Genomic DNA, 13613 nt, shown 5'->3' with positions numbered 1-13613 from the left:
TTATGGTAACGCTTCCAAAGGAACCGGATAAACAAAATCACGACTATCGCTCTCTTCGGATAAGGAGATCCAACGCGCGTTATCTTCGTTCATAATTTGATAATGGCGCAATTTTTGATGTAAACCGCGCAAAAACCGCTCTTGCTCTTGAGCACTCATGCCTTTCCAAGTCTCTTCATCGATTGAGGCAATTTGGCTTTTATAGGGAATGTCGTCCAGATATTCCCCCAGTAGACCTAGATCAGCAATTTTTACCGAGGCATTCTCTTTCAATTTATTGGGATCCTGTCCCATTGCCGCGGCAACAGAACGTAATTGAGTAAACATATCACTCGGTGAAATCAATCCGCTATTGGCAGCTTCCGCAATTTTTTTCACGACATCGCTTAAATCGCTCAGCTGAGATTTCGTCAATAATACTCTCGCCTCTGCAGTCGGCGTGTTTTTGACAAAATCTTTATCGCTGATCCATGCTTTGAAAACCGGCGGAGCCGTCGTTCCTTTTACATCGCCCAAGTATGCCAACTGCATCGCTTTACCCAATAAAGCGGCATCTTTTGCGATTTCACTGTCGTCTTTTTCTGCTGCCGTTTTCGCTTCTTTGTTATCTTCCACGGTTAATGCACTACCGGCAGCCAATTCACCGCGGTAGGCGAGTTGCACTTGCGAAGTGATCGCTTTTGCCAGCGAACTGACTTTATCGCCGAATTCATTCACATCTCCGGCATCCACTGGATAATACAGCGGCTTATTCAAATAATTGTTGAAGGCCAAATCAACATACTGCTTTTGTGCTTCGTCATGATTTTTCTTACCTGCTGCCGTTTTTAAATGTAATGTATAAACGGCGACACCTCGATGTTGGGCTTCCAAGCGCAACTGCTTGGCATTCAATCCTGTGCTGGATAACGGATTATCCCCGTCTAATGCGCCAGCATCAGTGATCAACACAATGTAACGCCCGCCAAAGTTATTCCAAGCGATATCATTTAGTGCTGTAGCAATACCGGCATAAGCATCTTCATTAAACTCCTTACTGGACACCTTGGCCTGTTTTAAATCGGCTACTTTATTCATAAAATCTTTGCCATCTTTGACCGTACTGGGATCAACAAACATTTTTGCCGTATATTCCAGCCCCGGTGTCGCCACTGTATTAGAGCGAAACGAGACTAAACCGAATTTTACTTGTTCGCTTAAATTTTCTTTTTCGATTTGAGCATAGATTTGCTTCATCGCTTCACGAGTGCGGTTGATATAGGGATCCATTGAAATAGAAGAATCAATCACAAATACAATCGCTGCACTGAAGCCCGTAATTTTTTGTGCGTTTGTCATCGCGCTGGCTGTTGATGTGTTTGGTCCTTGAGTAGGATGTTGAGTATTGTTTAAGACTTTATCGTCCTTGCTGACAGAAGCGACTTCTAAAATACGTTCATAAAAGCCTTTGCTGTTCATCACCTCTTCGCCTTGCAAAATAGGTAATAAGTAAAAATTCTTTTGGAAATCAATATACTCTGCCGGTTCTTGCGCCAACACTTGCGGATTATGCTTACCGCTATTTAAATCAGTGCGAATAGGTTCAAGCAGTGTTGCTGGATTATCCGCCTCAATCAAACTTTCCAGCGTCGATTTGTCTTTAAAAAACAACAGAGGATCACGTCCTGCCGGATTGGTAAATGCTAATGTCATTTGCATATTCCACGGCACGGCACATTCGCTTGCCAACCAGCCGACGGTTTTACCGAACGTATCCGGCCCGACTTGTAGCCACTCTTTGCCATTCACACTCTCTCGTTGATAGACATAATAACGAGAGAACACAACGGCTTTTTTACCGCCGCTCGCCCCGGCACGTTCAACCAATTCACAAGTCGGTGTACTCAGCACACGCTGAAATAACGTTTTTTTCCCTTGTTGCAATAACGGTTGTGCCGCAACCGCACTTTGGGTCAACAAAGAGCCAGCCAACAGCACCGAAGAAAGTAATTTAAGATATCCCATTATTTTTTCAACTCCTGTAAACGTGCTTTTGCCTCGGCATTATTCGGATCGGCCTCTAACGCCGTTTCATACCAATAAATGGCCGTTTCTTTATCTGCGCTGAAACAGCTATTTGCCGCTGCCGTTTCATATTCTTTGGCATACGCCAGTGCAATCGCAGCATTGCCGCCCTGTGCTTTATTCGCATATAACCGTTGGGCAATACCGCACTTATTCGCTTTTTTCGCCTCGGCAATCAGCGCTAAAATTTGGCTATCATCCGGATTACTTTTCAAACAACGCTGAAGAAATGCAATCTCATCATCACTAGCCGCTTGTATCGAACAAGCGCTAAGTTCAGACGGTTTAACCTCGGTAGGTTCAACCGATTTATCTGACAACAGAAAGAACCATGCCGCCGCTGCCGCCAAAATGAGTAACAATAACCCACCTATTAGCAAACCGAGCTTGCTTTTCGGTTTTTCCGTTTCAGTTACCGGAACCGCCATCGGCTCAGTCTCAGTCTCTAACGGTGGTTCTGTAATGACTTCCGGCTCCACAGCTATGGGTTCAGGCTCCTCTATTATCGGCATTGTCGGCGCAACGGTTATCGGTTCATGGCGAATATCACTGACACGGCTGGTATCGCCGCTGGCGGAAGAAGCCAAAATATTACCCACCATTTTCAATACGCCACGATCAGTCACCACATTGTCTACAGCATGAGTATCGCGCACCATCATTTGATATTGCACATTGGCATTTTGTTGCACCAATGCATCAACTAACCAAGGGCCAAGTTCCCCTTGTAAAATCCCGTCAACGACACTCAGCTGCGTTACTCTATGCCAAACCGGTTCCGTGTTCCATTGGTTATCTTGTGCGAAATAGTGATGGTCCTGACTACGCTGGATACTCACTTCAACCTCTGAACCGCCCTTCCAGTTTACTGCAGAAAATTGAGCGTATCCCGGTCTGCTTTCTTTTAATTCGATTCTTAACATGACTTTGTGCTCCAATTTCTCTAGTTGATTGCCGACGCGCTAAAAATCGCCAATACATCGCCCAATTTGGCATTTTGTGACGCATCGATTTCACGCCCCGCACTGTGTCCCGCATTACTCTCGGCAAACTGTCCGAAAGCCACGAACCAATCAAATAAATAGTTCTTCATAAAATTATTGGTGCGTTCATTCAGTTTCGGCAAATTATTGATTTTTTCGACTTCTTTAAATTCGAACACGGCGGCATCCTTTACCGCTCGGCTTGCAGGACGCTGATTTAGTGGCTGATTGATAAAATCAAGCCATGCAATGAAATCAGCAATCAACATATTCATTGAAAAAACCTGCCGTTCGGCCAACTGATCGCGTTTGCTACCGGCATTTTCATTTTTAAATACGACTTTTGACAATTTCTCTTGTAGTTTCAATCGATTTGCCCCGGTCACTAATTCACCCACTAACGCTTCGATATTTTGTTTGCTAAAACCGAAAAAATTCATCAGGTGGTCATTATTGGAAATGCCACGCAAATGTTCAATCCAGGCTTTAAACACCGCTTGAGCAAAACGTGATTCGACAATCGGCTCAGCAATCGTTTTTTCCGGACTGATCGGCATCTCTTGCGGCTCAGCAAAAAGATCAAAACCATCGTCAAAACCGAAGCCGCCGCCAAAATCATTGCTCACCTCCTGCGCTTGATCTTTTTTGTCATCAAGTGCGGTTTCGTCCATATCACTAAAATATAACGAACGGATGGTATCTTCAGGTAATTGCAAACAGCGCAAGAACTCCCCCACCAACATGGCTTTTTTTCCCAGTTCATTGGCAACCGCATTTGCCAGCTGCCGTTTTTTACTGACCTCTTCCGCACCGTCACGTTGATACCAACTGGAAAAACGATTTTCGACGATATGATTGATCGCTTCATTCAGTTGCTCTTTAATCCGCTGTTGTTTGACTTCAGGCAAGGCGATGGTTCGCAAATAGTCGCTAATTCGCTTCATGCCACCGTCATTCAACAACATCATCGCATCCCATTTTTGCTCGGGATCAGCGACATAGGTGCGCACATCCGGATCTGCCGCAAAAGTACGCCGCATCAAGGCAAGTTGCCCTTGTTCACGTTCGGCGATCTCTTTTTCGTTTTCAAGCTCTAAAAACGGCACCGGAAAGCCCGGTTTACGCACCAAAAACAAGTTATTGAACGGTTTACCGTTTGACCAATCGTTGATCCAATCATAGTTGCCGAAACGTTCTAAAATGGTTTGCTGCAATAATCCGCCCACTCCCCAGCTCTGTTTCAACATGCCTTCTGCTTTGGCAAGATCGGATTGAATACGGATATCAAATTTAGTAATCGCCCACAATAATCCCGGTTTGCGAGCACTACGTTGTTCAGCCGTATCACCTTGTGTCTTTTTGATCCAACGTTCCAAGACCGGCCCGACTTCATTCACTTCCGATTGCGCATTCGACGGGGTGCACATAATCAAAATATTCATTTCTTGACTGTCGGTGTAACGTTCAAACAGGTACGCCACTTTCCCCCTCAAAATAATTTGCGGAATCAGCTCTTTTTCACTCACCTCTGGCAGCGATTTAATCGATAAGCGCCCTCGATAACCGGGAAAATCAAGTAAATCCACATTTTCAAACGTTGGAGAGCGTGTTTTATTGATTAGCGGGAATACCAATTCGGCGGTAAGTGCGGTCAATTGAGCCAAGGAAATGTCAACAGCACCACTTAATGTACCGTCATTCAAACTCGGACGAACTTGAATATTCTCGTCTTTTGCTGAACCCAATCGATCCAGCATATCGACATTCATAATACTGTCGGCTTGTGATAATGCACCATCAACCTCTTTAACCACCGCACTTAGCGGCGCATATACCTTCTCCGGATACCCTAATTTGGCCAACGCATGGGCAAATTGAATATAGATCGAAGTCAATTCAGCCACTTCGCCCCACAAAATAGAAAACAGTGCTGCACGATCTTGAATCTCAAGCCGTGGCGCAAGTGCGGTCGCTTTTGCCCAATAGCTGCCTTGCAGGGCGGCAAGGGATTTGCCGAAACTATCGGTAGCATAATCCTGTAAATCGACTACATCATCCGCCGTCACGCCGTTAACCGCTGCGGCTTTTGTCTGTTGTGTCGCCCTTTTGATCAGTTCATTGATTTTCTGCGGCTCACATTGGTAATCTATTTTCTCTTTATCGAAATCATTAAAATAAGAATTCAATAAAATCTTGGCAATTTCAATTTCGCTGAACAGACGCAACTCCAGCGGATAACCGTCAATCCCGCCTTTTGCGATCCGACTGAAACGTGTAACCAGCCCTGTGGCTTCTTTGCCTCCGCCCGGCGGATTAATATGTTCGATAAAATCTAATTGCTTGCCGTCGAAGGTGGTTTCCAATTTACCGTTTTCACCTGCCGCCAAAGCAGAAACCAGATAGGATTTGCCGGCTTGGGACAATCCGAAAAAACCGGCAGTCATCGGGCGCGAAGAGACCGCGCCCAAACGCTTTGCCGTATTGCGTAATCGCCGCAATTCTAAAATTAAGCTATCGGCTTCATTATTCAAGCGTGCAACATTCGGACGAACATCACTGACCCAATCAATCGCTTTTTGTGAGCCGTTAAAAATATTTTGCCAAGATTCCGTTAATTTCGTTGCTATTTCGCTCATCTTTTCACACTTCCACTATCCAACCAGTAATCAGTATCACTCAACCCGACATCCGTCATGGTGTTGAGTGCCAGCTTAATATCCTCATTGCGGCGACAACTTGCGCCATCACTTGCCGAAACGGCTTTCACATAGAAGTTTTCCGCTTTCTCTTTATTGCTGGAGCGGGCACTTTTCGTTTTAACCCCCAGTGTTACCGTCAAGGAAATGCCGTTGGCGACACGCTGTTTTACCGCTGGATTAATAATATCCAAAGTATAAAGCGGAGAGGCAGTCCAACGCTCCACATTCAACTGACGGAAACCTAAACGGGTGAAGCCACGCACTTCAAATGAGGTGTCAGGGAAATCGTAATCATCATTATCCAGATCAATTTCTTTATAATAAACATTGCTGTCCTTGATCACATTGTTATTATCCAGCAATCCGAGGTATTTCACGGTTGAATAGGAACGCATCGATGCAGAACGGAAATTAAAATTCGGCAAGCGCAAATGTTGGCTTAAAAAGCACAGCATCGCCCCCACCGCCGCCGTTGTTTTTGGATCTTCAATCCGTCCTTGTTTATGAAACGGGTACCAGCCTCCGGTGCGATAATGGTGCAACGGTAAAATTCTGCCCACAGGAAGCGGCACTCTGGATTTAAAGAAAGACTGGATTCCCGGTAAACGCGACGGACGTCCGGTCAGCAGTAGAACATCGCACTGGTAACTGTTAATGACCTCACAAAGTGCGGTAAATGTTTTACATATATCGTAATAATCACCTTTGATGAAGCGCTGATGAATCAAGCGCAAATCCACTTTAATCGGCAATTTCATAATATTGAAATCACTGTTTCTCAATAATCGACGGATAGGTTCATTGATATAATTCAATACACTCTCTGTCGGGTATTCCGCCTCCGACAGTAAATCAGCAAATGTCACCCCACTCAGCGTATTCTCGAAGGAGAACGGATTGTATTGCTCGTATTCTTTTAAAATCCGTAAGCCAATCGGACTAAACACCTGTAATGTCAGTTGCTGACGTAATAAAGCATTCTGAACTTTTAACGCCTGCTTGCCGATCAATTCAGATAAAATAGGTTCCGGATCAGCCAGCCCCAGTACTTTTAACCCGTTGGTTAGTGAACTCAAAACCACATCACGCACAATATCCAATAAAATATCATCACCGGCGACTTTAAACCCATCGCGAAAACGTTGGGTCGGCACCAGAAACGCATTGCTTCCGCCGGAAAACTCACTATTTTCACCGTAATCCAAAGCGTAGTCGTTAATAACCAAATCCGTTGTGCCGCCACCGATATCGACCGAGGCAATCGTAATCCGCTCTTTTTGGGTTTTATCCGGACGAACCATTGCCGCAATAAACTCCTCCGGACGGCCGCCATAATTATTTTGCGTTTCATTAAAGAAATAGACTACCTGACCGCAAGTTGCTTCATCCCACTGAATATACACTTCAGGTAGAATCGGCCAATACTTATGCCGCGCCGCTTCCGTCGTAAAATCCAAATCATCATCGGATTTATCCCAACCCAAACTTTTCCATACCAAACCGATCGCTTGGTACATACTGTTTTTGAAAATTTCACGTTCCGGTTTCGGCATTGCCGGTGGAATGGTTAAGATAATCGAACGTAAAAAACGAGGGGTGCGCGAATGTTCCAATTTACCACGCTGTGCCGGACTGTTAATTTGCATCAATGCCTGCATTAACACTTCCGACAACATAAACATCATTAACGAACTACGAGAATATTTCGGTTGGAATACCGGCATTTTTCGTTCGAACTCTTCCTCAACATCGTCGCGCAAACTATGCAAAGCTTCGCCGAATTCATTAATCAATCCCGATAATGGTTCGGCAGTGGCATAAGGTTCATAATCGGTTTTGACATAAGAAGAATTGAAACGCCAGCCTTGTTCGTATTTTTCAATATCCCATAAATAGCGCTTCGGACTGGATAAACCGGTCGAACCTTCGTTGCCTTCGCGACGACTTGCCAAACGCGCCGCTTCCTTGCCGACACGGGCAATCGTCGCCCATTGAAACGCATCCCGCCGTCCGCTTTGCACTGAGAAATGATCTTTACCGAAGGAGGCTTGGGCGAACTCGATCCGACTTTCAAAAGGCTCATAGTAAACCTGCTCCGGACGATTTAAATCCCGTAATTCCAACTCATAACGTTTTTTTAATCCGTCTTTTTCTTGCTCATGATCTTCAATCAAAATACCGCAGGTACGCGAATTGCCGACATCCAACACCATATCGACAGGAATTGCCTTAATAATATCATCCGTTTTATTCGAGACGACTTTAATTCTCGGCAAAGTCAACTCGGTGCCCAAGATTGCCAGAATATTGAGAAAATGTCCTTGGTAAGTTTTATGTTCGATTTCATACTGCAAATCTTCAGCATGAAGTTTTAACCGTGCCGGTTGAGGAGCCAATTCATGAAACAACTCCAACAGCCACTCATTAATCCATTTAAAATCTAAAAACCAAGACATTTGATCAGATTGGTACGCCAGCCCAAATGCTACGCCGGAACGAATATCTTCGGCGGTCGGCGCCAAATATGCCGTATCTTGACTGTTTGGAAAGACTTTTGTGTCAAACGCAAAGGTAATACGATGGGTATTGCCGTCTTGATCCGGTTCGGCAAGTTCGACAATCCGCACCCTTGCCCAGTTATAAGGCCCTTCGTCAAACCGATCTGGGGGAACGGTTCTTAAAACCGGAATCGGTAACCAAACTGCATCAAACAGTTTAAAAGATTGCTCTACACTGATTTCCTGCTCAGGACGAACCAGCATTCCGGGACGGCTCGGATCATAAAAGCCATCACCGTTTTTGTCTTCAAGCAAACGGCGTAACGGCCCATTTACGGCAGACGAAACAAAATTTCCCGTTGCTTTTTCTCGCCATAATTTATCTTTCCAATTTATATTCAGTGCAAAATCAATAAACTGAATCCCGCTGTTCATGACCAGAGACAACTCTCGATCAAATTTATTTAATTCTGGAAGCATATTTCATTTAACCTGTTTTTAAACTGTCGTTATGGTGTTTTCATTGAAATCGGAAATTTGCTATTGCCGTAAATCCCTTCACATTCTGCTGTGCCATTGGTATTCGGTTTACAATTGATCGTCGGCAATTGATAAGTAGAGCCGTCACTACACTGTGCCACACCCTGATTATCAATATTCAAATGACCACCACTGACACCTGCACCGACGTTGCCTGTGCACTGCACACCGTCACCACGTTCAACTTTCACCTGTCCTTTACCTGCGTTAAATTCATAATTCAAACGAAGCGGCTTGCCGGTGGTTTGGTCCTGAATACCTGCACCGGCATTCCATTTGCCGTTTAAGAAATCCACATTACCCGAATTTAAACTCTGCGCCGGAATATTCAAGTTTTTTTGTGTATTTTGCGGGGTATTCGGCTGGGAGTTTGTGACCGCACTTTCATTGTCCATTTTCTGATTATTGGTTTTATCAGTTTCATCTAAACTTGGAGGCGGTACTGCCGCTGTTTGACTGTTTTTGTCATTGTCTTTGTCTTTATCACTCGGATTATTGGCTGCATTAGTCGCATCCGCAGTTTGCGCCTTGTCATCTTGCGCTGTCGCTTTATTGTCTAACGCATCAGTGGTGGGAGGAGCAGAATCAGCACCATTTTGATCGACATTAGGTTGAAACGCACTGGGATCAAGCGCTTGCAATTTGTCTAACACAGCCGCATCCTTAACAATGGCACCATTAGAATCAAGCCATTGATTATTGTCATAAACATATGGAAATTTTGCTTTAATCGGCTGGCAAAGCGCTGCATCGGTGATAATGTTACCGTCAATAATACAAGCCGCTTTTTTCTTCACGTCATTCTTATCAAGTGCGGTTTTATCAAGTGCGGTCACTTCATTTTTTATCGGATCCGACACAATAGACAGCGGTTTCACATTGAAATACGTACACCAAATCCACCACAATAATAAGCCCAACAACCCTAACAACGGCAACCAAAACCACCAGCGTCGCCACCACGGCATCACGCTTTTCTCTGCAATCGGTTCATCGATTACCGCATCTGCAAATGTTGCTGGTGCCATAATTGGCGCGGTCGGTTGTAAAGGCAGAAACGGACTACCATAAACATTGGCGTTTTTTTCAATAAATCCCCAAAAAGTGATCACCGGGCGATCATTGACTAGATAAACATGCTCGGCATTAGGAAAACGAAGCGCTTTTAAACTATGTTGATCGGCATGAGCAGAATCGCCGCTAAGTAGGCGGGAGAAAAGAAGTTGATCACCTTTAAGATTAGGATTTTTTGCGATCTCGTTTCCGAGTTCCAACATGGTTTTTTCGAAAACGTGCAATTCGGCGAGTGCTTTTTGTTTTTCTTCCGGTGTTGCCGATGACCACGGAATGATAAAATATTTACCATCCGGTTGATCAGACTCAAAGGGGACATACCAGTCGATTCGATTACCTTGATCGTTACGCTGCGGTACTGCAAGATAATCAGAAAACACACGCCCCCGTTTTAATCGTATCGTATCCCGTAATTGAGAAGCGATTGAGTAAACCGCTTGTCCGTCCTGACCTAACGCAGTGTAATCCTTCACATCTCCGCTTCTTAGTAATGCACTCAACATACCGCCATTCTCCTCAAAGATAGGTTAGAAAATAATTTCCAGTGCCTAAGCCGCTCCTATCTATAGCTATAATGAATATTCATACACAGAAACATGATATTACAGAGATTTTCGGGAATAAAGGATAATTTACGATTTCAAATAAAATTCATTGCAGTTTGTCGCCTTTATAACATTATTGCTTTAAAGCAATTAAAAAAGGACAAGATTACCAAGCACAACTGCTGTTTCATGTTGCAGCAGCCGTGCTTTAAATTGAGCTTAAACAAGAACGTCTATCTATAGGTATACGACAAAACGGTCAGCTTTATCTGGTTATTCTTCCAACACCACTTTGCCGATATAGCCTAAATTGCGGTATTGTTGGGCGTAGTCGATGCCGAAGCCGACCACGAATTCATCCGGAATCGCGAAACCGACCCAGTCGACGGGCACATTCACTTCACGGCGCGATGGTTTGTCCAGCAGGGTGCAGATGGTGAGTGATGCGGGTTCACGCAACAGTAGGATTTGGCGCACTTTGTCCAAGGTGTAACCGGTATCGATGATGTCTTCAATAATCAACACATGCTTGCCTTTGATGTCGCCGTCTAAGTCTTTAGAGATTTTGACATCATGATTAGAATACATGCCGGTGCCGTAGCTGGTAGTGGTCATAAAATCAATTTCTGTCGGCAAATCGATAGCTCTGACCAAATCCGCCATAAACATAAACGAACCTTTGAGCAGCCCGACAGCAACAATTTTATCAGCATTTTGATGCTGGTAAAAACGGGTAATTTCAGTGCCCAGCTCCTGCACTCTAGAACTGACTTCCGATTGGCTGAGCAGCGTTTCAACATGGTGTTTTTTCATGGGATGACCTTTTAAAATCCAATTTGACAGGCGCTATAATAGCACAATCATAACGAACAAAAAGCATAAAAAACAAAGGCTGGAGCAAGCTCCAGCCAGTGACCCTAACGAATTTACTTTTTACTCTACATCTGCTCGACTGCTATCACAATCTTTGCGGACTTTCTGTCGCACTCCTGCAACTGGCTTTCATCTTAGCAGGTTATTCATTTGTGTCAATGATAATTATTAGCATTTGTTTAAATAATCTTAGTTGCCCGATATTTTCATCTCATCTAACAAAATTGAACCGGTTTGAATATTGGAACGTTGTTCAATATCGTCCGCTACCGCCACCATATTGGCTAGCATCGCCTGCAATTTTCCTGCAATGGTAATCTCGTGCACCGGATATTGTATCACGCCGTTTTCCACCCAAAAACCGGAAGCACCACGTGAATAATCTCCGGTGACCAAATTCACCCCGTTGCCCATCAAATCTGTCACCAACAACCCAGTGCCCATCTGTTGCAACAAGCCGTCCAGACCGCACTTTGCATTCGGTTTGACCAACCAGTTATGGATGCCGCCCGCATGGCCGGTGCTTTGCATGCCCAATTTTTTGGCACTGTAGCTGGTCAACAAATAGGTTTGCAAAATGCCATCACGGACAATCGCGCTATCACTGGTTTTCACCCCTTCACTGTCAAACGGTGACGATGCCAAACGCCCAAGCAAGTGCGGTTTCTCCTCAATTTCAAACCACTGTGGCAAAATTTGGCAACCGAGTTTATCTAGCAAGAAGCTGGATTTGCGGTAAATACTGCTGCCACTGGCTGCCCCGACCAACGACCCGATTAAGCCGGTAGCAACATCGGCATGAAAAATCACCGGCGCTGTACGGGTGGTCAATTTTTGTGCCGATAAACGGGCAACTGTCTTTTCAGCACATTGTTTGCCAACCCATTGTGGCGATGCCAGATCCTGAAAGCGACGAGAGATGGTATATTCATAGTCCCGTTCCATTTGTTGATCGGCTTCAGCAATCACACTGCAAGAGAGTGAATAGCGGCTGGAAAGATAGCTATTTAACACACCGTATGTGTTGCCATACACCCGAATGCCACGGTGCGCATTGAAACTTGCGCCTTCGCTGTTCACAATCCGAGCATCGGTCTGCAATGCCTGTGTTTCGCTTTCCAATGCCAGTTCGACTGCACGGTCTACATCAATTTCATAAGGGTGATAGAGATCCAGATTTGGCGGATTAAATTCCAGCAGCGCCTTTTCCGGCAAGCCGTTATACGGATCCGGCGAAGTATATTTAGCAATACTTAACGCCGCCTCAACCGCACTTTTCACCGCTTGCGGTGATAAATCAGAAGTCGAAGCGTTACCTTTACGTTGCTCGCTGTAAATCGAGATTCCCAGCGCACCATCATGATTAAATTCAATATTTTCAATTTGCTGCAAACGGGTCGAAACCGATAACCCAATACTTTTGGTTGCACCGACTTGCGCTTCGGCACCAGCCTGACGCGCTAAATCCAACGCCAACGCTGCCGCAGCCAATAAGTCGTTTTGCTGCTGTTTCAATAGATCCTGCTGTTTATCTTGTTGTGTCATTGTCTTACCGAACCATGTTATTTTATAAAAATTAGTGGCTAATTCTACCCTACTTTTATCGGTAATTCTCAAATTATGCTATGATTAGCGCCAATTTTGGATAACCACAAGCGATATAAACCATGAAGAATAAACACGCCGAACAGGATATGGATTTTTTAGACGAACATTTGTCGGAATTGGACGAAGAACAAGAAGAAATTATCTGGGTCAGCAAAAGCGAAATCAAACGCGATGCCGAAGCGCTGAAAAAATTTGGTGCTAAATTGGTGGCGCTGACTGCCGCCAATTTAGAACGGATTCCACTGGACGAAAAACTGGCGGATGCGATTGCACTAGCACAACGTTCGCAACGGGGCGCACTGCGCCGCCAATTGCAATATATCGGCAAATTGTTGCGTAATACCGATATTGAACCGTTGCAAGAAGCGCTGGATAAACTGGAAAACAAACACAATCAGCAGCAGGCAATGTTTCACCGCTTGGAACAGTTGCGCGATCAGCTGTTGGAAAACGACAATAACAGCGTGCTATCACAATTGATTGCGCAATATCCGGCATTGGATATTCAGCATCTGCGCAATTTGATCCGTGCCGCCCAAAAAGAACGCGCCACTCAAAAACCACCAAAATTCTACCGTGAAATCTTTCAGTATTTGAAATCGTTGGAAACGGCTGACTAAAAAAGGGCGGATAATCTCCGCCCTCTACTATAGGGTCTGTTGATCTTTGTTTATATTTTGAGTTGTCGTTTAAAATGAGCACAATCTAGTCGTAAGCCGAAATCAATAG

At 44.7% G+C, this 13613-nt stretch carries 8 protein-coding genes; 1 reads left to right on the top strand and 7 read right to left on the bottom strand.

The features are described 5' to 3' along the window. From FHQ23_RS02690 to pmbA, 7 genes are all read right to left on the bottom strand, one after another. A complete protein-coding gene (locus tag FHQ23_RS02690) occupies nt 1-2004 on the bottom strand; it encodes a vWA domain-containing protein (RefSeq protein WP_139612933.1) in 2004 nt (667 codons plus the stop codon). Further along, nucleotides 2004-2987 (bottom strand): tetratricopeptide repeat protein, encoded by a 984-nt coding sequence (locus FHQ23_RS02685; RefSeq protein WP_139612932.1) that lies wholly within the window; start codon nt 2985-2987, stop codon nt 2004-2006. Before FHQ23_RS02685 ends, FHQ23_RS02690 begins: the two co-directional genes overlap by 1 nt. A 20-nt stretch (nt 2988-3007) precedes the next feature. After that, nucleotides 3008-5683 (bottom strand): putative virulence factor, encoded by a 2676-nt coding sequence (locus FHQ23_RS02680; RefSeq protein ID WP_139612931.1) that lies wholly within the window; start codon nt 5681-5683, stop codon nt 3008-3010. Continuing rightward, on the bottom strand, nt 5680-8724 hold the full coding sequence (locus FHQ23_RS02675; RefSeq protein WP_139612930.1) for a virulence factor SrfB: 3045 nt from the start codon (nt 8722-8724) through the stop codon (nt 5680-5682). Before FHQ23_RS02675 ends, FHQ23_RS02680 begins: the two co-directional genes overlap by 4 nt. A gap of 29 nt (nt 8725-8753) precedes the next feature. Further along, nucleotides 8754-10361 carry an SrfA family protein gene (locus FHQ23_RS02670; RefSeq protein WP_139612929.1) on the bottom strand — a complete coding sequence of 536 codons (1608 nt, stop codon included), beginning with the start codon at nt 10359-10361 and terminating at the stop codon, nt 8754-8756. A 315-nt stretch (nt 10362-10676) separates the two neighbouring features. Beyond that, entirely contained in the window at nt 10677-11216 is a 540-nt protein-coding gene (hpt, locus tag FHQ23_RS02665) for a hypoxanthine phosphoribosyltransferase (RefSeq protein WP_139612928.1), read from the bottom strand. Between the two features lie 249 nt (nt 11217-11465). After that, the gene (gene pmbA / locus FHQ23_RS02660; RefSeq protein ID WP_139612927.1) at nt 11466-12821 is read right to left on the bottom strand and encodes a metalloprotease PmbA; all 1356 of its coding nucleotides are present in this window, start codon (nt 12819-12821) and stop codon (nt 11466-11468) included. Between the two features lie 149 nt (nt 12822-12970). Between pmbA and yjgA the strand changes: the two genes are divergently transcribed. After that, nucleotides 12971-13504 (top strand): ribosome biogenesis factor YjgA, encoded by a 534-nt coding sequence (yjgA, locus tag FHQ23_RS02655; protein WP_139612940.1) that lies wholly within the window; start codon nt 12971-12973, stop codon nt 13502-13504. Nucleotides 13505-13613: the final 109 nt, after the last annotated feature.

The organism is Testudinibacter crocodili (assembly GCF_006228025.1).
GTDB lineage: Bacteria > Pseudomonadota > Gammaproteobacteria > Enterobacterales > Pasteurellaceae > Chelonobacter.
This window is presented reverse-complemented; position numbering and strand designations above follow the sequence as displayed.

What these genes read in the sequence shown, in the direction of transcription:
- FHQ23_RS02690 (WP_139612933.1), bottom strand. Translation starts at nt 2,004, where the DNA reads ATGGGATATCTTAAATTACTTTCTTCGGTGCTGTTGGCTGGCTCTTTG.
- FHQ23_RS02685 (WP_139612932.1), bottom strand. Translation starts at nt 2,987, where the DNA reads ATGTTAAGAATCGAATTAAAAGAAAGCAGACCGGGATACGCTCAATTT.
- FHQ23_RS02680 (WP_139612931.1), bottom strand. Translation starts at nt 5,683, where the DNA reads ATGAGCGAAATAGCAACGAAATTAACGGAATCTTGGCAAAATATTTTT.
- FHQ23_RS02675 (WP_139612930.1), bottom strand. Translation starts at nt 8,724, where the DNA reads ATGCTTCCAGAATTAAATAAATTTGATCGAGAGTTGTCTCTGGTCATG.
- FHQ23_RS02670 (WP_139612929.1), bottom strand. Translation starts at nt 10,361, where the DNA reads ATGTTGAGTGCATTACTAAGAAGCGGAGATGTGAAGGATTACACTGCG.
- hpt (WP_139612928.1), bottom strand. Translation starts at nt 11,216, where the DNA reads ATGAAAAAACACCATGTTGAAACGCTGCTCAGCCAATCGGAAGTCAGT.
- pmbA (WP_139612927.1), bottom strand. Translation starts at nt 12,821, where the DNA reads ATGACACAACAAGATAAACAGCAGGATCTATTGAAACAGCAGCAAAAC.
- yjgA (WP_139612940.1), top strand. Translation starts at nt 12,971, where the DNA reads ATGGATTTTTTAGACGAACATTTGTCGGAATTGGACGAAGAACAAGAA.